Here is an 18172-nt window from a genome sequence, read left to right as displayed (position 1 = left end):
CGCTTGTAATTCTCCGCTATCGTATAAAAACCTTGGGGTCAGCCCATAGCCCCGAACAGCGATTCGAGGAAGGTCTCGATGTCCTCGGGCGTGTTGTACAGGTGCGGTGAGGCCCGTATCCCGTAGTGACCGAGAACGCCGCGGTGGCTGACCGAGATTCCCTCCGCGGTGAGCTTCTCGTGCAGTCTCCCCTCTTCCTCGTAGCTTAGGCCCGTCTTTATCGTGACTATCGATGAACCCTCCGCGAAGACCTCAAGGCCCGCACTTAAAACCTCGTCCCTTATCCTGCCAGCTAACCTGAGGTTGTGGCGCTCTATCTCCTCGATGCCCAGCTCGTTTATCAGCCTCAGCGAGGCGGTGAAGGCAGCCGCAACGAGGTAGGGCGGCCCACCGCCGAAGTCGAGCTTTTTGACGCCCCTAGCAGGCTTCAGCTCCCCCCAGGGGTCCTTCTCCGGTAGGCCCCACCACGGTCCCCATTCACCCGTTGGCGGCTCATTGTTGAGCAGTCCCCTTATCGGCCTGGCCTCCTCTAAGAGCTCGTCGGAGACGTATATCAGGCCGGCCCCCGTGTCCGGGCTGAGGAGCCACTTCTCAGAGCCCGCTGAAAGCGCATCAACGCCCTCCTTCTCAGGGAACAGTCTCAGGGCTCCAAGGTGCTGGACTGCATCAACTATCAGCCAGGCGCCGTGTTCGTGGGCAACCCCTGAAAGCTCTCTCAGGTTGAGCCGCTGCCCTGTGACCCAGTTGATGGAGCTTAAGACCACCGCAAAGGTGTCGTCGTCTATGGCCTTCTCGACCTCCTCAAGGCTGTGAACCCCGTTCCTGTTCTTCACAACGCGCAGCTCGAGGTTAAAACGCCTTGCGTAGCTCCTGAGGAGCGCCGGGAGCGTCGGAAACTCGGTGTCCAGAGAGACGATGTTCCCTCCCTTCTTGGGTTCCAGTGCCAGCAGGATTCTCCTCAGACCCTCCGTGGTCTGTATTGAGAGGCCGGTGTTTTCAGGACTAACCCTCATAAGTTTCGCCGCCTCGTCCAACAGCGGCTTCAGAACTACCTCGTCCATGTAGTCGACCGAGTTAACCTCCCCTTTGAACTCGATAACGTCGTTGAGAAGCTTTGTTGCCTCGAGAACCACGGTTGAAGGCATCAGACCGAGGCTCGCGGTGTTTAGATAAGCCTTGAACTTCTCCAGTGCCGGAAACAGAGTCCTCCTCATAGAAATCCCCGAAGAAATAGGGAAGGAATCGTTTAAATGGGTTTTGAGAGGGGAAGATGCAAAAAGGCCTCAGATGACAGCAGGAACGCCCGGAATCCTCGGGAACGGTTGCACCTCTGCTATGTGCTTTGCCCCCACCATGTAGCGAACCAGTCTCTCGACGCCGATTCCGGCCCCGGCGCTGGGCTTCAGGAGACCCGCCTTGGCCACTTCAATATACGGTCTGAATGCCTCGAGGCTTATTCCCGCTCTCTTCATCTTCCGGACGATGACCTCGTACTCCCACTCCCTCTCGCCGCCGCTCGAGACCTCGCCGTAGCCCTCCGGTAGGTAGAGGTCGTAGTTCCTGAAGTGCCCCGGTCTCTCGGGGTCTTCCCTGTCGTAGAACTCCCTCTCAATGTCGGTCACCCAGAATGGTTCCTTCATGGCTTTGCTGGCCTCGTCCTCGTCCCCGAACTCCTCCTTTATCTCCTCAAGGGTGAAGCGCTTGAAGGGCGGCTTGACTCTGGGAACTTCCCTCTCCAGCTCCCATCTTCTTGCCTCCTTAAAGAGGCCGCTGATGAGTCCCTCGATGAGGCTCATCACGTCGTCCATGCTCGCATGGGCTATCTCGAAGTCGAGCTGGGTGAACTCGTAGGCGTGCCTTCCGTCGTCAGCCGAGCGCCCCTCAAGTCTCACGTTCGGCGAGAGGATGAAGAGCTTATCTATCCCCATCGCCACCGCCATCTGCTTGTGGAGTATCATGCTGTGGGTCAGTCTCAGCCTCGAGCCGTAGACCTCGACCTCGGGCGGTCTGAGAGCCTCCTCTGCGGCCGGATCGGGCCAGAGGGGATCCGTTATGGAGCTGAGCATCACCGGGAGCATCCACTTGAAGCCCTCGCCCACCATGTATCTTGTCATATAGTCAATCACTCTCGTCTGTACTTCCATAACCGGTTCAATTTTTCTGGTCACAATTTGGAGAGCGTTCATATCTATCACCTAGTTTTTGTCACTGACTTCCCCCTTTATGGCCTTTGTGCAAAAACTTTTGGATTTTGAGCAAGATATGACATTTAAACGCGATAATTTTTGGACATACGACGATATATTGTGCTTTATTTGACGTTTATCAAAGCCCTCCGGCGATAGCGTTATAACGCCAGTCGAGAACCTTGTATGGTGGTAAAGCATGGGAGTGTACATATTCACGCCTGAGGACCTGATACGCTACGGCGCCGCAACCGAGGAGCAGTTGGGGGTTCTGAAGAACGCGGTTCTCTCCAAGAAGGACATCCTCGTGGTTGGTTCCAGCCGCTCCGGAAAGACCAAGCTCGTTGAGGCGCTGATGCACTTCATACCCGACGACTGGAAGGTAGCTGTTATAACCGCCTACGGCGAGTTCAAGCCCTTCAAGCCGAACATCGTCGTCATAGATACTCAGTTCGACAGCCAGCCACTTGAGAGGCGCACATCGGACGTTATCTCAAAAATCAGGGCCTTGAATCCCGACTATGTCGTCATCGACACGGTTCACACCGTTGACGTTGCGAGGATATTCCGCGAGCTTATAGACGATTACGCGTTCATAGTGACGTCCCTTGCCCTCACCGACGATATAAAGGATGAGGTCAGGCACTGGCTCAGGATAAGCGGCGAAACCTTCGACAAGTTCGACGTGGTCGTCGAGCTCAAGAGGGACTTCAGAACGGGCAGGAAGAGCATAAACAGGATATACCGCGTTAGGGACGGGGAGCTGGAGAGGATCCTCTGATCACTCTTTTCCGCCTCTCCTTGGTTTTATTATGTTCTTAAGCTCCCGCAGTATCCTGGTCTGGCTTTCTTTGGTTAGGTAGCCGAGACGCCAGGCGACGTAGAGGAATACGTTGAACGCCAGGGTCACGAGAAGGCCGATGACTATCGAATCCACCGCTACCCCCGCTATTGTCATCTGGGTCCTTCTGAACATTCCGAGGATGACGTAGTCCGTGGGGCTCATGCGCTTTAGCGGCAGTGTCGTCCGCACCGTTCCGTTTTGGGGAATAATCGAGAGCATGTGGTTCCATGTTACCGAGTACACCTTAACGTGGGTGCCGTTTTTGGCACAGTTCGGGACTTCTACGTTCCCCCCAGGCCACAGGCACGTTCCATCGGAGTTTACCGTGACCCATACGTCTGTGTGTTCATAGGTCTGGAAGTAGATGGTCCTGTTTTCTGGGAAAACTTTGACTACCTCTATGTCTTGGGTAGCCCCACCGTATACCAAGGCCCTGAAGAAGCGATAGAGCTTGTCTATCATCCAGTTGCTGAAATACTCATCTTCCCAGACTATGTAGTAGTAGACGTTGCCATCCTTGTCCACCATGTAGAGCATCCCGTCAGGCGTGTCATCGGGTAGCGCATACACTATGGGGCTGTATGTTGGCGCGTCTTTGCTCTCCCAAGGTAGATAACCTTCGAGGGAATACCCGCTCGTGTAGAGGCCAGCAGTCCAGAAGATGAGGAAGTTCAGGACGAGCCAGGCGGTTATCCACTTCTTTGAGACCATGACCTTCACTAGAATAAAAAGGAGAGGGCTCAGCCCTTAAGCTTTTCTATGACCTCGCGGAGGTTGGCGAGCATCTCCTCGATGTCCTCGAAGGTCATGTAGCCCATGTTTCCAATCCTGAAGGTCTTCTCCGCCACGCTTCCGTAGCCCTTGGCCAGCTCGAAGCCGCGCTCGCGCATGGCGTTGTAGACGTCGACACCCTTCATTCCCTCTGGGACGACAACGGCGGTAATGGTCGGGCTCTCGTAGCCTGGCTCAGCTAGAACGCCGAGGCCCATCTCCTTGACGCCCTCGCGGATGGTCTCGCTCCTCTTCTTGTACATTCCGAGCCAGGCATCCTTACCGCCCATCTTCTCAACTATCCTGAGCACGACGTTGAGGCCGAATATCTGCGGGAGCGGGGGAGTTGAGGGGGTTCCCTTCTTCTTGCCGTTGAACTTCCTGTAGAGCGGCAGGTCGAAGTACCAGCCGCGCTCCGGCATCTTCTCGGCGATTTCAAAGACCCTCTCGCTGACGGCGGCGACGGCCAGGCCGGGCGGGACGCCGAAGGCCTTCTGTGAGCTGGCGAATATCATGTCGAGGCCCCATTTGTCAAACTTTATGTCCGCGCCGCCCATGGCGGAAACGGCGTCGACGAAGAGGAGCTTGTCGTGCTCGTGAACGACCTTCGCCAGCTCGGGGAGCGGGTTCAGCACGCCGGTCGAGGTCTCGTTGTAGGTTATCGTCACGGCAACGACATCGGGGTTCTTTTTGAGGGCTTCGTCAAGCTCCTCCGGCTTGATCGCGTACCCCGGCTCCTTCCTCAGGATAACCGCTTCCCTGCCGTTGGCGTTGACGACATCGGCGAACCTGTCCCCAAAGGCGCCTATCGTTGTGACCAGTACCTTTCCTCCCCTCGGCACGGTGTTTCTAACGGCGGCTTCCATGAATCCGGTTCCGGAGCTGGGGAACATTATTATCTCGCCTTTCTCGGCTTCGAGAAAAGCCTTGAGTCTGTTGAGGGTGTCAACGTGAACCTCCTTGGCCTCGGCCGAGCGGTGGCTGAACATCTGGACGGCCATTATCGCGAGAACCTCCGGGAAGCATGCGACTGGGCCGGCGGTAAAGAGCTTATACTTCGGCTTGACAAGCTCGTAAACCTCCCTGTAAGCTTCCTCATACTCCATGTCGAACCTAAGCTCCATCAGCATCACCTCGGCGGGAGTTGGAGGGGAAATATAAAAAGGGTTCGCTGGCATTGTGCACCGATTAGTTGAAGCTTCACTCATTTATTCCACAGATAACTGAAAAATCTTCGACACCGCCAATACTTTTAAAAGCTTCACACTAACGCTTAGAAGGTGGTCTGATGGAACGAAGACGCCTCGCTGGAATACTCCTCCTCATACTATCCGCCTTCACCGGAACGATAGCCTTCCGCCTCGCCACTCCAGCCATAGCGTTCTACACCCGTGATATACTTCGGGCCTCGATGCTGTCCGTTTCAATCGTCTCCATGTCTTTTGTCCTCGCGAGAGCCTTTTCCTCGGTTCTGGGTGGCCTGATGCTCGAGAGAGGTAAAAAGCTCGTCTACATCGGTGCCCTGGCGATGATGGGAAACGCCCTGGCGGTTCAGCTCTACCCCCTGACCTCAACTTGGGTTCAGGTTGCGGGAATAAAGCTCCTCAACGGTTTTCTCAACGGTCTGAGCTGGCCGATGGCCCAGTTCGTCATAGCAGTGGCCACCCCGAAGGAGATAAGGGCGAGGGTTACGGCGATATACTTCTTCTTCGGCAGTATAGCATCCCTCCTTGGCAACTACGTCTACGCATACACGATAGACCTCGGGCTGGGCGGGCAGATGTGGATTTCCTCCGCGTTCTTTATCCTGACTGGCCTGATAATGGTGGCCAGCTACGTTCTCCTCTACGAGAGAATAACGCCCAAGAGGAAGAAAACCCCCGACGGTGAAAGGCCGAGCCTCGAACCCAAGAGGGTTCTAATAATCGCCTCGCTGATGGCGGTGATAGTGGCCTTCACGTCCGGCGAGATAACCTACGTCTACGTCTCCGAGGCCCTGGGGATGGAGAAGGCAACGACCGCAACGCTCATCGGCTGGGCCGGCTTTCTGGCGGCGATGCTCAGCTACGGCGTCTCCTGGCTCGCCGACGTGAGGAGCGAGAGGCGGATGGTTCTGTTCACGTCCATAATGGCGGCACTTTCGCCGCTCCTTGCGGCGGTGAAGACCGCCCCGACGGTTTTCCTGGGGATATTCCTTGCCCTCTTCGCCTTCCAGAGCTTCAGACCGATTTCCAGAAAGGTTCTGGCGAGCTACCACCGCTCTTCCCTTGCCATCGGGGGCGTCAACGGCGTCCAGAACCTCTCCACTTTCCTGGGCGGAATGCTGTTCGGCTTTGCGTACTCTCTGGGAGAGTTTCACGGGGTTGTAACGCTCAACCTCGCCCTGCTGGCCTTCACACCCGTTTCGATAGCCCTGCTCTGGCAAGGCGTTAAGCTTAAAGGCGGTGGGGAGTAAGTTCCCTTTGACAAAGGCTCCAAAACTTTTATAAAAGAGAGCACTCGCCTAAGTTTAGGCTTAGCTTACGCTCATTTGGAGGTGAGAGTATGGGACTGAGACCAGCCAAGATTGATAGGGACGTTGATAAGCCCGCTTACACGAGGAGGAAGTACATCCGCGGTGCGCCCGGTCCGAGAATAACGATCTTCGATATGGGCAACCTCTCAGCCGAGTTCGAGTACGAGGTCAGCCTTCACGCGGAGCAGGCCATGCAGATAAGGCAGAACGCCCTCGAGGCCATCCGTATCCAGGTGAACAGGTACCTCCAGAAGAACGTCGGTAGGAGCAACTTCCACTTCAAGATAAGGGTCTACCCCTTCCAGGTGCTCCGTGAGAACCCGATGGCTACCGGAAGGAAGGCCGACCGTTACGGAAACGGTATGCGCAGGCCCTTCGGAAAGCCGATAGGCCTCGCCGCTCGCGTCAAGAAGGACCAGAAGATCATCACCGTCTGGGTGAACGAGAACCACCTCAAGTTTGCCCTCGGCGCCATGCACAGGGCCAAGATGAAGCTGCCCTACAGCGCCTACTACAGGATCTACGACAAGGAAGGCAACGACATCACCAGCAAGGTTCTCTCGACCATGAAGCGCTGAAGCGCGCGCTGAAGCGCACCATCCCTTCTTTGTTCTATTTTCACGCGTTAGTGCTTCCGTATGTTACCGCACGGAGAAAACTTTTAAATACTATTGTTGGAAGTTACATCTGGGGAGTGGGATGTTTAAGGAACCTGGACGGAGGTATGTTCTCGTTCCCGTTTTCATCCTTGCCACGATGCCTCTGTTGGTTCTCATGGTTGGCGGTTTTGACTATCTGGCCCAGCGTTATCCTGGGCTCATCGATACGCTCCCGGGCATCACTTTGGGGTTTGACCCTACGTCTGGTGGATACATATTCATTGAATCATGGGGAAGGTTGTTTTATCCAGTCATCGTCGTGGCACTGCTCACCACGATCTTTCTGAAAAAGACGGGGCTTCCGGAGGATTCTTTTATGATATCGAGCTTGGTCGTTCCACTCCTTGTTATTCTGACTGCACTTAGTGTTGGCGTTGTTTTTGGTGGCGGTTGCGAATACGAGTTCGGGTTCTTTGCCGCTTACCTGCTCTTCGTGCTTCCCTATCTGCTCGGGGCTTTGGGACATTACCTGCTCTCGCGTCTGGTATGGTAGCCTTTCCCATATATTCATAATGATTATTAACGATGCCGTCCAACTTAGACTGGTGGGATGATGGTAAGCTCAGGCTTCAATGCTATGCTTCTCAAACTCGGCGTTCCCGAGGACAGGCTGGCGGTTCTTGAGGGCAAAGGTGGAGTTGTGGAGGGCGAATTCGAAGGCATCAGATACGTCCGCTTCCGGGATTCCGCCAAGGGCTTTCGGCGCGGAACGGTTGTCTTTGATAACGGAGACGTTGTTCTGGGGTTCCCCCACATAAAGCGCGTCGTCCAGCTGGAGACGGGGATAAAGAGGGTATTCAAGAACAAACCGTTCTACGTCGAGGAGAAGGTGGACGGCTACAACGTCCGTGTCGTGAAGGTGAGGGGCAGGGTCTTGGCCCTCACGAGGGGTGGCTTCATATGTCCCTTCACGACGGAGAGGATACTGGACTTCATAAACGAGGAGTTCTTCAGGGACTACCCCAACCTAGTTCTGGCGGGAGAGATGGCCGGGCCCGAAAGCCCGTACATCGTTGAGGGACCGCCCTACGTGAAGGAGGACATCCAGTTCTTCCTCTTTGACATCCAAGAGAAGGGAACGGGGAGGAGCCTTCCCGTGGAGGAGAGGTACCGGCTGGCGGATGAGTACGGCATTCGTCACGTTGAAACTTTCGGCCTCTATGACCGTTCAAAGATTGAAGAGCTGCATGAGCTGATCGAAAGGCTCAGCCGGGAGAGGAGAGAGGGCATCGTCATGAAAACGCCAGACATGAAGAGAATCGCGAAATACGTAACGCCGTACGCCAACGTCAACGACATCCGGATAGGCTCGCACATATTCTTCGACCTGCCGCACGGCTACTTCATGGGGAGGATTAAACGCCTCGCGTTCTACCTGGCCGAAAAGCACGTTAAAGGGGAAGAGTTCGACGAGTACGCGAAAGCCCTCGGCAAGGCCCTCCTCCGGCCGTTCGTTGAGAGCATCCACGAAGTTGCCAACGGCGGCGAGGTCGAGGAGGTCTTCACGGTGAGGGTGAAGAACATAAGCACCGCCCACAGGATGGTGACCCACTTCGAGAGGCTCGGCGTGAAGATTCACATCGAGGACATAGAGGACCTCAGGAACGGCTACTGGAGGATAACCTTCAAGCGGGTCTATCCGGACGCCACGCGCGAGATGAGGGAGCTTTGGAACGGCAGGGCTTTCGTGGACTGAGATTGGTTGTGGGCTCTTTCGGAGAAGTGGCTAACGCTGGAGAACCTCCAGCGTCTCGGCCTCTACGCCTTTGCAATCGAGATGATAAAGCGCGGAGACTTCGAGAGGCTGAGGGAGATAGAGGGGCTTTAACTTGCACCCCTACAAGTAACTTGCGGGGGTGCAAGTTGATTTTACACGTTTTTGTTCTGTGATGTCGGTTTTAGAACATTTTGGTGAAACTTTGCACCCCGCCTTTAGGAAAGGCTGGCGAAAGAGTCCTTCTCTTTAAGGGGCAAAAAATTAGTAGTGCATCACTGAAGTGAAAGCTCATGATGGGTTTGGCATCAAATAAAATTCAATAAAACTGTTTCAGCCTCAATATCGGCGCCCGAAGGGCGCTAAAAATGGAGAACACTAGTAAAAACCCGGCGAAAGTAAGAATAAACCTGCGTAAAAACTGGCTCATTTAAAAGGCATGCCAGCTTTGATCAAACTTCGCGAAGGCGAAGTTTGCTTTGCAAAAAATTTGTATACCTCCCAACCCAAAAAAGGGTGGAACGGTTCGAAAGCCTTTTAAATAGTCTCCATAGACCCCACTTCAGCGTTAAAGTACCCACAGCAAAGGATGACGGAAAAATGGCCTGGCACATCTTCATTCCAGATTCGCTCCTTGAAGAGACCGACGACCCCAAAATCAGGACGTACAAGGTTGGGCAGATAGCCAGGGCCGCTGCAATCTTCGGCGTTGAGCACGTGTGGGTTTACAGGGCCGGCGGCAGGGACGGAAGGTTCATCAAAACGATCCTTGAGTACGCGGAAACGCCCCAGTACCTCAGAAAGAGGCTGTTCCCCCTCATGCCTGAGCTCAGGTACGTCGGCGTCATCCCGCCGCTGAGGACTCCCCACCACAAGCTCAAGGGGAAACCGAGGGTCGGAGAGATCCGCGAGGGCTTTGCCTTCCGGAAGGGAAGGAGAACCTACGCGGACATCGGCCTCGACGACCTCGCCGCGGTGGAGGGGGACGTTGAGGGACGCGCAACGTTCAGAATCGTCTCGGTAAGGCCGCTCAGAGTGATACCAGCGAAGCCGGAGGAATACTGGGGGTACAGGGTGCATCTAACTAGGAAGTCACTGGCAAAAACACTTAAAAAGGCCAGGCTGGATTTGGCGATTGCCACCTCCAGGAAGGGGCGTGACATTCGAGAGGTGAAGCTTCCCCCGCTTGAGGGGGAGGTCGGATTCGTGTTTGGCTCACCGAGGAAAGGCGTGATGGAGCTCCTCGGCGAGGAGGAATATGACTTTGATCTAATCCTCAACACCATCCCAAATCAGCGGACGGCCACCGTCCGCACCGAGGAGGCCGTGTTGGCCACACTCGCTGTGTTTAATCTCATAAGGAGGGATTGAGATGGGAAAAATACACAGGCCAAGGAGAGGTTCACTGGCTTACTCCCCGAGAAAGAGGGCTAGGAGCATAGTCCCGAGAATCAAGAAGTGGCCGAAGGACAGTGAGGTCAGGATGCTCGGTTTCGCCGGCTACAAGGCTGGCATGACCCACGTCCTCATGATCGACGACAGGCCAGGGCTCACCAAGGGCAAGGAGATCTTCATGCCGGTCACGATAGTCGAGGTCCCGCCGCTCTTCGTCTACGGCATCAGGGCCTACAGGCAGGGCTACCTCGGTCTCGAGACCGCCACTGAGGTCTGGTTCCACGAGCTCAACGACCACGTCAAGAGGCGCATAAAGACCCTGCCGAAGAACTACGACGAGGAAGCCTTCAAGGCCAAGCTTGCCCAGCTTGAGGAGCTTATCGAGAGCGGCGAGATAGTTGATGTCAGGCTTCTCGTCCACACCCAGCCGTGGCTCATCAAGCTCAAGAAGAAGCCCGAGGTCATGGAGTACGCCATCGGTGGCGACGACGTCAAGGCCAAGTTCGACTACGCCAAGGAGAAGATAGGCAAGGAGCTCCGCGCGAGCGAGGTTCTCCACGAGGGTGAGCTCCTCGACATCATAGCCGTCACCAAGGGTAAGGGAACCCAGGGCCCGGTCAAGCGCTGGGGTGTCAAGATACAGTTCCACAAGGCCCAGAGGGCTGGCAAGGCCAGGCACATCGGTAACCTCGGTCCGTGGCACCCGACCAGGGTCATGTGGACCGTCCCCCTCGCGGGTCAGATGGGCTTCCACCACAGGACCGAGTTCAACAAGAGGCTCATCGCCATAGGTGAGAACGGCGTTCTCAAGCTCGGTGACAAGAAGGAAATAGAGATCACCCCGAAGGGCGGCTTCCCGCACTACGGTGTCATAAGGAGCGACTTCCTCATGATACAGGGCACCGTTCCGGGAGCCTTCAAGAGGATCATCAGGGTCAGGCCGGCTATAAGGGCGCCGAAGAAGAGGCCGCCGGTTGAGAGGCCGCAGATAACCTACGTCAGTAGGGAATCCAAGCAGTGAGGTGAGATAAATGAAGGTTAAGGTTTTCAATCTCGAAGGCGAGCCTGTGGAGGAGATAGAGCTTCCGAAGGTCTTTGCCACTCCGTTCAGGCCCGACCTCATCAGGAGGGCTGTCATCGCCTCATGGACCCACAGGATACAGCCGCAGGGCAGGGACCCGCAGGCCGGCAAGAGAAGGGTCACCGAGAACATCGGAAAGGGCCACGGAATGGCCAGGGTTGAGAGGATAAAGACCTCCCCGAGGTTTGCCGCCTTCGTCCCCTTCGCGAGGGGTGGAAGGAGAACCCACCCGCCCAAGGTCGAGAAGGTCATCTGGGAGGACATCAACAAGAAGGAGCGCAGGCTGGCCATAATGAGCGCCATCGCCGCAACCGCCAACTACGACCTCGTCAGGGCCAGGGGCCACATCGTTGACAACGTTCCGCAGGTTCCGATAGTCGTCACCGACGACCTCGAGAAGGTCTTCAAGACCGCCCAGACCAGGGAGATATTCAAGAAGCTCGGCGTCTGGGACGACATCGAGAGGGCCAAGAAGAACACCAAGATAAGGGCCGGTAAGGGTAAGATGCGCGGAAGGCGCTACAAGAAGGCCAAGGGTCCGCTCGTCGTCGTTGCCAAGAACGAGGGAATCGTCCAGGGTGCCAGGAACCACCCGGGCGTTGACGTCGTCACCGTTGAGAACCTCGGCGTTGAGCTTCTCGCTCCGGGTACCCACCCGGGAAGGCTCACGGTCTGGACCAAGGGCGCCATAGAGAGGCTTAGGGAGATTTACGGGTGATGAGAGATGGATCCGTACAAGGTTATCGTCAAGCCGGTCGTCACGGAGAAGGCCGTGGCCATGATCGAGAACGAGAACAAGCTCACCTTCATAGTCGACAAGCGCGCCACCAAGCAGGACATCAAGAAGGCCGTGGAAGCGATGTTCGATGTCAAGGTCGAGAAGGTCACCACCCTCGTGACCATGAAGGGCGAGAAGAAGGCCTATGTGAAGCTCAAGCCTGAGTACAGCGCAAGTGAGGTTGCTGCCAGGATAGGATTGTTCTGACGGGGTGAGTGAGATGGGAAAGAGTCTGATTCAGCAGAGGAGAGGTAAGGGAACCACGACCTTTAGGGCCCCCTCCCACAGGTACAGGGGTGCCGTCAGGTACGTTCCGCTCAACCTTACCAAGGAGAAGACCCTCGTCGGCAAGGTCGTCGAGATACTCCACGACCCGGGAAGGACCGCCCCGGTCGCCAGGGTCAAGTTCGAGAACGGCATGGAGAAGCTCATCATAGCTCCGGAAGGAGTCCTCGTCGGCGAAGAGATAGCCATCGGGCCGAACGCTCCAATCAAGATCGGCAACACCCTCCCGCTTGCCATGATACCGGAGGGAAGCTACGTCTACGACATCGAGGGAGTTCCGGGCGACGGCGGCAAGTACGTCAGGGCCGGCGGTGCCTACGCGCTCGTCGTCAGCAGGGAGAAAGATAAGGTCATAGTCCAGCTTCCGAGCGGTGAGCTCAAGCAGTTCAAGCCGACCTGCAGGGCCACCATCGGTGTCGTTGCCGGTGGCGGTAGGCTCGAGAAGCCAATCGTCAAGGCCGGTAAGGCCTACTACATAGCCAAGGCTCGCAACAGGTTCTGGCCGAAGCCGAGGGGTGTCAAGATGAACGCCGTCAACCACCCGCACGGTGGTAAGGAGCACCACATCGGCAGGCCGAGCACCGTTTCGAGGCGTGCCCCGCCCGGAAGGAAGGTCGGTCACATAGCCGCGAGAAGAACTGGTAGGAGGAAGTGATGAAGATGGCGAGAAAGAAGGAGTTTAAGTACAGGGGTTACAGCTTCGAGGAACTGCTCAACATGTCACTCGAGGACTTTGCCAAGCTCCTCCCGGCCAGGCAGAGGAGGAGCCTCAAGAGGGGCCTCAGCCCGGAGCAGAAGAAGCTCCTCAGGAAGATAAGGCTTGCCAAGAAGGGCAAGTACAACAAGCCGATAAGGACCCACAGCAGGGACATGGTTATACTCCCCGAGATGGTCGGCATGACCATCCACGTCTACAACGGAAAGGAGTTCATCCCGATAGAGATCAAGGAGGAGATGATCGGCCACTACCTCGGCGAGTTCGCCCTCTCCAGGAAGGTCGTCCAGCACGGTTCACCTGGTGTCGGTGCGACCAGGTCATCGATGTTCGTGGCGGTCAAGTGAGGTGGTATAGATGAGCAGGGGCAGGTTTTCCTACTCATTCCAAAATTTTGACCCCGAGAAGATGGCTCGTGCCAGCGGAAGGGACCTCAGGATATCCCCGAAGCACAGCGTCGAGCTCCTCAGGGAGATCAGGGGAATGATGGTCAACGACGCACTCAGGTACCTCGACGACGTCATAGCTCTCAAGAGGCCGGTTCCGATGAAGCGCCACAACGACAGCCAGGGCCACAAGCCGGGCAGGGGCTTCGGTCCGGGTAGGTACCCGGTCAAGGTCGCCAAGGCCGTCAAGAAGGTCCTCCTCAACGCCAAGAACAACGCCGAGCAGAAGGGCCTCGACCCCGACAGGCTCAAGATAATCCACGCGGCAGCGCACAGGGGCCCGGTCCTCAGGGGTTACATCCCGAGGGCCTTCGGAAGGGCCACACCGTTCAACGAGCAGACCACCCACATCGAGATAGTCGTTGAGGAGATTAGGAGGTGAGACTTTTGGCGATCGAGAGATACTTCATCAAGGAGAACGTTAGGGATATGCTCATCGACGAGTACCTCGAGAAGGAGCTCCGCAGAGCGGGCTACGGTGGAATCGACATCAAGAAGACCCCGCTCGGAACCAAGGTCACCATCTTCGCCGCCAACCCCGGCTACGTCATAGGCAGGGGCGGCAGGCGCATAAGGGAGCTCACCAGGATACTCGAGAGGAAGTTCAACCTCGAGAACCCGCAGATCGAGGTCGAGGAGATCAAGAACCCCTACCTCAACGCCAAGGTCCAGGCAGTAAGGCTCGCCCAGGCCCTTGAGAGGGGCGTCCACTTCAGGAGGGCCGCCTACTCGGCCATCAGGGCCATAATGAGGAACGGGGCGAGGGGTGTCGAGATCCGCCTCAGCGGAAAGCTCACCGGCGAGAGGGCCAAGAGCGTCAGGTTCTACCAGGGCTACCTCGCCAAGGTTGGAAACCCGGCCGAGACCCTTGTCAGCAAGGGCTACGCCCAGGCCAGGCTCAAGCTCGGTGTCATCGGTGTTAAGGTTTCCATCATGCCGCCCGACGCCAAGCTCCCGGACGAGATTGAGGTCATAGAGAAGCTCGTTGAGGAAGAGGTGAGCACCAATGAAGCCGAGTGAGATTAGGGAGATGAGCATCGAGGAGATCGACAAGAAGCTCAGGGAGCTCCGCCTCGAGCTCGCCAAGGAGAGGGGTGTGCTCACCATGGGGGCCTCCATAGAGAACCCCATGGTCATCCGCAACCTCAGGCGCGACATAGCGCGCCTGCTTACCATAAAGAAGGAGAAGCTTAGGGAGAAAAGGTGAGGTTCGGTGCCAAGGATTGTTAACCCTCTGGATGAGATGCTCTTTAAGGAGGTCCTGAAGGAGCAGCAGAGAATTAGAGTGTACATAGAGAAGGCCCGCTACGGAAAGCTTAAAACCATAATCGAGGGCATAGACGAGAAGGAGTTCGACCTGGATGATATAGCAAAGAAGCTGAAGGCGAAGCTGGCATGCGGCGGAACTGTCAAGAAGGGAAGGATAGAGCTCCAGGGAGACCACAGAGAAAGGGTCAAGAAGTTGCTCGGAGACCTTGGATTTTCCGAGGACTTGATAGAAATCGAGTGAATCAGAAAAACATCATCTGGGGCGAGCTCATAGGGCTGAAAGCAAAAATTATAAGGGCATCTCATCCAGAGCTGGTTGGCATCGAGGGCTACGTCCTTGACGAGACGAGGAACACCCTCACCATCGGCGGTGAGAGGGTCTGGGTTATCCCGAAGGACGTGGCGGAGCTCGAGTTTGAAGTTGGCGATAAAAGAATCCGGATCAACGGAAAGGAACTGATTGGAAGACCCGAGATGAGATTGAAGAAGAGGTGGCGAAAATGAGAGAGATTGGATTGAAGGTTCAGCCTCCCGCTGAGAAGTGTGACGATCCCCACTGCCCCTGGCACGGACACCTCAGGATACACGGCAGGTACTTCGAGGGTGTCGTCGTCAGCGACAAGGGCAAGAAGACCGTCGTCGTCGAGAGGCAGCACTACCACTACCTCAAGAAGTACGAGAGGTATGAGCTCAGGAGGAGCAAGGTTCACGCTCACAACCCGGAGTGCATAGACGCCAAGGTCGGTGACAGGGTTCTCATCGCCGAGACCAGGCCGATAAGCAAGACCAAGAGCTGGGTTGTCGTTGCCGTCACCAAGAGAGCTGGCGAGAGGTGATATGAATGGCGAAGAAGGGGGCAGGTGCTACGAGAGGAATTAGCCCGGTCAGGCCGACTCGCGCTCTTACGATAGGCGCTTACCTCAAGGTCGCCGACAACAGCGGCGCCAAGGTCGTCCAGATCATAGGCGTCGTTGGCTACAAGGGCACCAGGAGGAGGCTCGCCTCTGCCGGCGTCGGCGACATGGTCGTTGCCACCGTCAAGAAGGGAAGGCCTGACATCAGGCACCAGGTTGTCAGGGCCGTCGTCGTCAGGCAGAGGAAGGAGTACAGGCGCCTTGACGGAATGCGCGTCAAGTTCGAGGACAACGCTGCAGCTATAGTTACCCCCGAGGGTGTCCCGAGGGGAACCGAGATCAGGGGTGCCATAGCCAGGGAGGCCGCCGAGCGCTGGGTAAGGCTCGGCAGCATAGCGAGCATAGTGTTGTGAGGTGAGAAAGATGAAGTTGAAGACCAGGCAGCCGAGGAAGCAGAGGAAGTTCCTCTACAACGCTCCCCTTCACCTTAGGAGCAAGGTAATGGCCGCCACCCTGAGCGAGGATCTCAGGAACAAGTACGGCGTGAGGAGCCTTCCGATCAGGGAGGGCGACAAGGTCCGCGTGATGCGCGGAGACTTCAAGGGCAAGGAAGGCAAGGTCGTTGAGGTTGACCTCAAGAGGTACAGGGTGCACGTTGAGGGCGTTACCCACAAGAAGACCGACGGAACCGAGGTTTACTACCCGCTCCACCCGTCGAACGTTATGATAATCGAACTCAACCTCGACGATGAGAGGAGAGAGAAGATAATTAAGAGGAGGGCTGGTTGATGGCGAGGAAAGGCGCTAAGAGGCACCTTAAGAGGCTTGCCGCTCCCAATCAGTGGTACATCTCAAGGAAGACCTACAAGTGGGCGGTCAGGCCGAGGCCGGGTCCGCACAGCATGAGGACCTCGATCCCGCTGCTCTACATAGTCAGGGACTACCTCGGCTACGCCAAGACCGCCCGCGAGGCGAGGAAGATACTCAACGAGGGCAAGATCCTCGTTGACGGCCGCGTTAGGAAGGACTACAAGTTCCCGGTCGGAATCATGGACGTCGTTTCCATCCCCGAGACCGGCGAGCACTACAGGGTTCTTCCGAACAGGATCGGCAAGCTCATACTCCACCCGATAAGCGAGAAGGAGGCCAACATCAAGCCGCTCAGGATAAGCAACAAGCGCATGGTCAAGGGAGCGAAGGTTCAGCTCAACCTCCACGACGGAAGCAACCACCTCGTCACCATGGACGAGAAGGACAGGTACATGACCGCCAGCACCGTCCTCATGAAGGTTCCCGAGAGGGAGGTCATCGAGGTTCTCCCGTTCGAGGTCGGTGCCTACGTCTTCGTTACCCAGGGTAAGAACGTCGCCAGGAAGGGTAAGGTCGTCGAGGTCAGGCAGTTCCCGATGGGATGGCCGGACGTCGTCACCATCGAGGACGAGAACGGAGAGCTCTTCGACACCCTGAAGGAGTACGCCTTCGTCGTTGGTAAGGAGAAGCCGGAGATTTCCCTTCCGTGAGGTGAGATAAGATGCAGATCAACAGAGAGGCTATCCTAGCGGACTGGGAAGCTCACCCGATGAGGAAGCCCAGGATCGCTAAGCTTACCATCAACATTGGAGTTGGCGAGAGCGGTGAGAGGCTCACCAAGGCCGAGACGATGCTGGAGCAGCTCGTCGGCCAGAAGCCCATAAGGAGAAGGGCCAAGCAGACCAACAAGGACTTCGGAATCAGGCGCGGAGAGCCGATAGCGGTTAAGGTCACCCTCCGCGGCAAGAAGGCCGAGGAGATGCTGAACAGGCTCCTCGAGGCCGTTGATAGGAAGCTCAAGGCGAGCAACTTCGACGAGCACGGCAACTTCTGCTTCGGAATTCAGGAGCACATCAACATACCGGGCGTTGAGTACGACCCGGAGATAGGCATCTTCGGTATGGACGTCTGCGTTACCCTCGACAGGCCAGGATACAGGGTCGCCAAGAGGAAGAGGCAGAGGAAGAAGCTCCCGACCAAGCACAAGCTGACCAAGGAGGAGGGTATCGTCTTCGCTATTGAGGAGTTTAAGGTTACCGTGGAGGGATTGTGAGATGGCGAAGGCTGACTACAACAAGAGGAAGCCCAGGAAGTTTGGAAAGGGCGCGAGAAGGTGCATGCGCTGCGGCCAGTACGGCCCGATAATCAGGATACACGGCCTTATGCTCTGCAGGCACTGCTTTAGAGAGATAGCCCCCAAGCTGGGCTTTAAGAAGTACGAGTGAGGTGAGAGGAGATGACGTTGCTTGATCCGCTGGCGAACGCTCTCTCCCACATAACCAACAGCGAGAGGGTCGGTAAGGAGGAGGTTTACCTCAAGCCGGCTTCCAAACTCATGGGAGAGGTCCTCAGGGTTATGCAGGAGAACGGCTACATCGGCGAGTTTGAGTTCATAGACGACGGAAGGGCCGGCATCTACAGGGTGCAGCTCATAGGTAAGATCAACAAGGCTGGAGCGATAAAGCCGAGGTTCCCGGTCAAGGCCAGGGAGTACGAGGCCTGGGAGAAGAGGTTCCTTCCGGCCTTCGAGTTCGGTATCCTCATCGTCTCGACCTCCCAGGGCGTCATGACCCACAAAGAGGCCATCGAGAAGGGAATCGGCGGAAGGCTGATAGCCTACGTCTACTGAG

28 protein-coding genes are annotated in these 18172 nt (G+C 56.5%); 24 read left to right on the top strand and 4 right to left on the bottom strand.

Going from position 1 to position 18172, the window contains the following annotated elements; all coding sequences use genetic code 11:
• Window positions 1-38: 38 nt before the first annotated feature.
• Window positions 39-1214: an aminotransferase class V-fold PLP-dependent enzyme gene (locus tag GQS_RS04955; protein ID WP_014012572.1), complete on the bottom strand. Its 1176-nt coding sequence runs from the start codon at window positions 1212-1214 to the stop codon at window positions 39-41.
• 69 nt (window positions 1215-1283) lie between these two features.
• Window positions 1284-2186 carry an asparagine synthetase A gene (locus GQS_RS04950; RefSeq protein WP_014012571.1) on the bottom strand — a complete coding sequence of 301 codons (903 nt, stop codon included), beginning with the start codon at window positions 2184-2186 and terminating at the stop codon, window positions 1284-1286.
• A gap of 199 nt (window positions 2187-2385) precedes the next feature.
• Between GQS_RS04950 and GQS_RS04945 the strand changes: the two genes are divergently transcribed.
• Entirely contained in the window at window positions 2386-2967 is a 582-nt protein-coding gene (locus GQS_RS04945) for a Flp pilus assembly complex ATPase component TadA (RefSeq protein ID WP_014012570.1), read from the top strand.
• On the opposite strand, the gene GQS_RS04940 is transcribed toward GQS_RS04945, so the two are convergent.
• Window positions 2968-3741 (bottom strand): hypothetical protein, encoded by a 774-nt coding sequence (locus tag GQS_RS04940; protein ID WP_014012569.1) that lies wholly within the window; start codon window positions 3739-3741, stop codon window positions 2968-2970.
• A gap of 29 nt (window positions 3742-3770) precedes the next feature.
• Window positions 3771-4925: an alanine--glyoxylate aminotransferase family protein gene (locus GQS_RS04935; protein WP_014012568.1), complete on the bottom strand. Its 1155-nt coding sequence runs from the start codon at window positions 4923-4925 to the stop codon at window positions 3771-3773.
• A 164-nt stretch (window positions 4926-5089) separates the two neighbouring features.
• On the opposite strand from GQS_RS04935, the gene GQS_RS04930 reads away from it, so the two are divergent.
• The 23 genes from GQS_RS04930 (at window position 5090) to GQS_RS04825 (ending at window position 18171) form a co-directional block, all read left to right on the top strand.
• Window positions 5090-6256, top strand: a complete 1167-nt coding sequence (locus tag GQS_RS04930; protein ID WP_014012567.1) for an MFS transporter — start codon at window positions 5090-5092, stop codon at window positions 6254-6256.
• A gap of 89 nt (window positions 6257-6345) precedes the next feature.
• Complete coding sequence (locus tag GQS_RS04925; RefSeq protein WP_014012566.1) at window positions 6346-6894, top strand: 50S ribosomal protein L16; 549 nt, start codon at window positions 6346-6348, stop codon at window positions 6892-6894.
• A 121-nt stretch (window positions 6895-7015) separates the two neighbouring features.
• Window positions 7016-7468 (top strand): hypothetical protein, encoded by a 453-nt coding sequence (locus tag GQS_RS04920; protein ID WP_014012565.1) that lies wholly within the window; start codon window positions 7016-7018, stop codon window positions 7466-7468.
• A 60-nt stretch (window positions 7469-7528) separates the two neighbouring features.
• On the top strand, window positions 7529-8671 hold the full coding sequence (locus GQS_RS04915) for an RNA ligase (protein WP_014012564.1): 1143 nt from the start codon (window positions 7529-7531) through the stop codon (window positions 8669-8671).
• Between the two features lie 6 nt (window positions 8672-8677).
• A complete protein-coding gene (locus tag GQS_RS11115) occupies window positions 8678-8803 on the top strand; it encodes a hypothetical protein (RefSeq protein ID WP_014012563.1) in 126 nt (41 codons plus the stop codon).
• A 486-nt stretch (window positions 8804-9289) separates the two neighbouring features.
• Window positions 9290-10060, top strand: coding sequence for a putative RNA uridine N3 methyltransferase (locus GQS_RS04910; RefSeq protein ID WP_014012562.1), 771 nt, complete (start codon window positions 9290-9292; stop codon window positions 10058-10060).
• A 1-nt stretch (window position 10061) separates the two neighbouring features.
• Complete coding sequence (locus GQS_RS04905; RefSeq protein ID WP_014012561.1) at window positions 10062-11105, top strand: 50S ribosomal protein L3; 1044 nt, start codon at window positions 10062-10064, stop codon at window positions 11103-11105.
• A 10-nt stretch (window positions 11106-11115) separates the two neighbouring features.
• The gene (rpl4p, locus tag GQS_RS04900) at window positions 11116-11883 is read left to right on the top strand and encodes a 50S ribosomal protein L4 (RefSeq protein WP_014012560.1); all 768 of its coding nucleotides are present in this window, start codon (window positions 11116-11118) and stop codon (window positions 11881-11883) included.
• A 6-nt stretch (window positions 11884-11889) separates the two neighbouring features.
• Complete coding sequence (locus tag GQS_RS04895) at window positions 11890-12150, top strand: 50S ribosomal protein L23 (protein ID WP_014012559.1); 261 nt, start codon at window positions 11890-11892, stop codon at window positions 12148-12150.
• Window positions 12151-12163: 13 nt separating this feature from the next.
• Window positions 12164-12883, top strand: coding sequence for a 50S ribosomal protein L2 (locus GQS_RS04890; RefSeq protein ID WP_014012558.1), 720 nt, complete (start codon window positions 12164-12166; stop codon window positions 12881-12883).
• Window positions 12884-12888: 5 nt separating this feature from the next.
• Window positions 12889-13290: a 30S ribosomal protein S19 gene (locus GQS_RS04885; protein ID WP_014012557.1), complete on the top strand. Its 402-nt coding sequence runs from the start codon at window positions 12889-12891 to the stop codon at window positions 13288-13290.
• A 10-nt stretch (window positions 13291-13300) separates the two neighbouring features.
• Window positions 13301-13771, top strand: a complete 471-nt coding sequence (gene rplV / locus GQS_RS04880; RefSeq protein ID WP_014012556.1) for a 50S ribosomal protein L22 — start codon at window positions 13301-13303, stop codon at window positions 13769-13771.
• A 5-nt stretch (window positions 13772-13776) separates the two neighbouring features.
• Complete coding sequence (locus tag GQS_RS04875) at window positions 13777-14409, top strand: 30S ribosomal protein S3 (RefSeq protein WP_014012555.1); 633 nt, start codon at window positions 13777-13779, stop codon at window positions 14407-14409.
• Window positions 14396-14596: a 50S ribosomal protein L29 gene (gene rpmC / locus GQS_RS04870; protein WP_014012554.1), complete on the top strand. Its 201-nt coding sequence runs from the start codon at window positions 14396-14398 to the stop codon at window positions 14594-14596. The genes GQS_RS04875 and rpmC overlap by 14 nt, the downstream gene beginning before the upstream one ends.
• Before the next feature lie 36 nt (window positions 14597-14632).
• Entirely contained in the window at window positions 14633-14899 is a 267-nt protein-coding gene (yciH, locus tag GQS_RS04865) for a stress response translation initiation inhibitor YciH (protein WP_206204241.1), read from the top strand.
• Window positions 14785-15162, top strand: coding sequence for a ribonuclease P protein component 1 (locus GQS_RS04860; RefSeq protein WP_014012552.1), 378 nt, complete (start codon window positions 14785-14787; stop codon window positions 15160-15162). Before yciH ends, GQS_RS04860 begins: the two co-directional genes overlap by 115 nt.
• Window positions 15159-15494: a 30S ribosomal protein S17 gene (locus tag GQS_RS04855; RefSeq protein ID WP_014012551.1), complete on the top strand. Its 336-nt coding sequence runs from the start codon at window positions 15159-15161 to the stop codon at window positions 15492-15494. The genes GQS_RS04860 and GQS_RS04855 overlap by 4 nt, the downstream gene beginning before the upstream one ends.
• 5 nt (window positions 15495-15499) lie before the next feature.
• A complete protein-coding gene (locus GQS_RS04850; RefSeq protein ID WP_014012550.1) occupies window positions 15500-15925 on the top strand; it encodes a 50S ribosomal protein L14 in 426 nt (141 codons plus the stop codon).
• Between the two features lie 10 nt (window positions 15926-15935).
• Entirely contained in the window at window positions 15936-16301 is a 366-nt protein-coding gene (gene rplX, locus GQS_RS04845) for a 50S ribosomal protein L24 (protein WP_014012549.1), read from the top strand.
• Complete coding sequence (locus tag GQS_RS04840) at window positions 16301-17032, top strand: 30S ribosomal protein S4e (RefSeq protein ID WP_014012548.1); 732 nt, start codon at window positions 16301-16303, stop codon at window positions 17030-17032. The genes rplX and GQS_RS04840 overlap by 1 nt, the downstream gene beginning before the upstream one ends.
• An 11-nt stretch (window positions 17033-17043) precedes the next feature.
• Entirely contained in the window at window positions 17044-17595 is a 552-nt protein-coding gene (locus tag GQS_RS04835; protein WP_014012547.1) for a 50S ribosomal protein L5, read from the top strand.
• A gap of 1 nt (window position 17596) precedes the next feature.
• Window positions 17597-17767 carry a 30S ribosomal protein S14 gene (locus GQS_RS04830; RefSeq protein ID WP_014012546.1) on the top strand — a complete coding sequence of 57 codons (171 nt, stop codon included), beginning with the start codon at window positions 17597-17599 and terminating at the stop codon, window positions 17765-17767.
• 11 nt (window positions 17768-17778) lie between these two features.
• The gene (locus GQS_RS04825) at window positions 17779-18171 is read left to right on the top strand and encodes a 30S ribosomal protein S8 (RefSeq protein WP_014012545.1); all 393 of its coding nucleotides are present in this window, start codon (window positions 17779-17781) and stop codon (window positions 18169-18171) included.
• Window position 18172: the final 1 nt, after the last annotated feature.

Source organism: Thermococcus sp. 4557, assembly GCF_000221185.1.
In the GTDB taxonomy this organism is placed as follows: domain Archaea; phylum Methanobacteriota_B; class Thermococci; order Thermococcales; family Thermococcaceae; genus Thermococcus.
Note: the sequence above shows the minus strand (reverse complement) of the source record. Positions and strands in the feature narration are given on the sequence as shown.

Coding starts and splice junctions, on each gene's coding strand:
- rplV (WP_014012556.1), top strand. CDS start 13,301: ATGAGCAGGGGCAGGTTTTCCTACTCATTCCAAAATTTTGACCCCGAG.
- GQS_RS04840 (WP_014012548.1), top strand. CDS start 16,301: ATGGCGAGGAAAGGCGCTAAGAGGCACCTTAAGAGGCTTGCCGCTCCC.
- GQS_RS04825 (WP_014012545.1), top strand. CDS start 17,779: ATGACGTTGCTTGATCCGCTGGCGAACGCTCTCTCCCACATAACCAAC.
- GQS_RS04955 (WP_014012572.1), bottom strand. CDS start 1,214: ATGAGGAGGACTCTGTTTCCGGCACTGGAGAAGTTCAAGGCTTATCTA.
- GQS_RS04860 (WP_014012552.1), top strand. CDS start 14,785: ATGCGGCGGAACTGTCAAGAAGGGAAGGATAGAGCTCCAGGGAGACCA.
- GQS_RS04925 (WP_014012566.1), top strand. CDS start 6,346: ATGGGACTGAGACCAGCCAAGATTGATAGGGACGTTGATAAGCCCGCT.
- rpl4p (WP_014012560.1), top strand. CDS start 11,116: ATGAAGGTTAAGGTTTTCAATCTCGAAGGCGAGCCTGTGGAGGAGATA.
- GQS_RS04940 (WP_014012569.1), bottom strand. CDS start 3,741: ATGGTCTCAAAGAAGTGGATAACCGCCTGGCTCGTCCTGAACTTCCTC.
- rpmC (WP_014012554.1), top strand. CDS start 14,396: ATGAAGCCGAGTGAGATTAGGGAGATGAGCATCGAGGAGATCGACAAG.
- GQS_RS04905 (WP_014012561.1), top strand. CDS start 10,062: ATGGGAAAAATACACAGGCCAAGGAGAGGTTCACTGGCTTACTCCCCG.
- GQS_RS04910 (WP_014012562.1), top strand. CDS start 9,290: ATGGCCTGGCACATCTTCATTCCAGATTCGCTCCTTGAAGAGACCGAC.
- GQS_RS04915 (WP_014012564.1), top strand. CDS start 7,529: ATGGTAAGCTCAGGCTTCAATGCTATGCTTCTCAAACTCGGCGTTCCC.
- GQS_RS04830 (WP_014012546.1), top strand. CDS start 17,597: ATGGCGAAGGCTGACTACAACAAGAGGAAGCCCAGGAAGTTTGGAAAG.
- GQS_RS04855 (WP_014012551.1), top strand. CDS start 15,159: ATGAGAGAGATTGGATTGAAGGTTCAGCCTCCCGCTGAGAAGTGTGAC.
- GQS_RS04945 (WP_014012570.1), top strand. CDS start 2,386: ATGGGAGTGTACATATTCACGCCTGAGGACCTGATACGCTACGGCGCC.
- GQS_RS04920 (WP_014012565.1), top strand. CDS start 7,016: ATGTTTAAGGAACCTGGACGGAGGTATGTTCTCGTTCCCGTTTTCATC.
- GQS_RS04950 (WP_014012571.1), bottom strand. CDS start 2,186: ATGAACGCTCTCCAAATTGTGACCAGAAAAATTGAACCGGTTATGGAA.
- GQS_RS04885 (WP_014012557.1), top strand. CDS start 12,889: ATGGCGAGAAAGAAGGAGTTTAAGTACAGGGGTTACAGCTTCGAGGAA.
- GQS_RS04890 (WP_014012558.1), top strand. CDS start 12,164: ATGGGAAAGAGTCTGATTCAGCAGAGGAGAGGTAAGGGAACCACGACC.
- GQS_RS04850 (WP_014012550.1), top strand. CDS start 15,500: ATGGCGAAGAAGGGGGCAGGTGCTACGAGAGGAATTAGCCCGGTCAGG.
- rplX (WP_014012549.1), top strand. CDS start 15,936: ATGAAGTTGAAGACCAGGCAGCCGAGGAAGCAGAGGAAGTTCCTCTAC.
- yciH (WP_206204241.1), top strand. CDS start 14,633: ATGCTCTTTAAGGAGGTCCTGAAGGAGCAGCAGAGAATTAGAGTGTAC.
- GQS_RS04895 (WP_014012559.1), top strand. CDS start 11,890: ATGGATCCGTACAAGGTTATCGTCAAGCCGGTCGTCACGGAGAAGGCC.
- GQS_RS04930 (WP_014012567.1), top strand. CDS start 5,090: ATGGAACGAAGACGCCTCGCTGGAATACTCCTCCTCATACTATCCGCC.
- GQS_RS04935 (WP_014012568.1), bottom strand. CDS start 4,925: ATGGAGCTTAGGTTCGACATGGAGTATGAGGAAGCTTACAGGGAGGTT.
- GQS_RS04835 (WP_014012547.1), top strand. CDS start 17,044: ATGCAGATCAACAGAGAGGCTATCCTAGCGGACTGGGAAGCTCACCCG.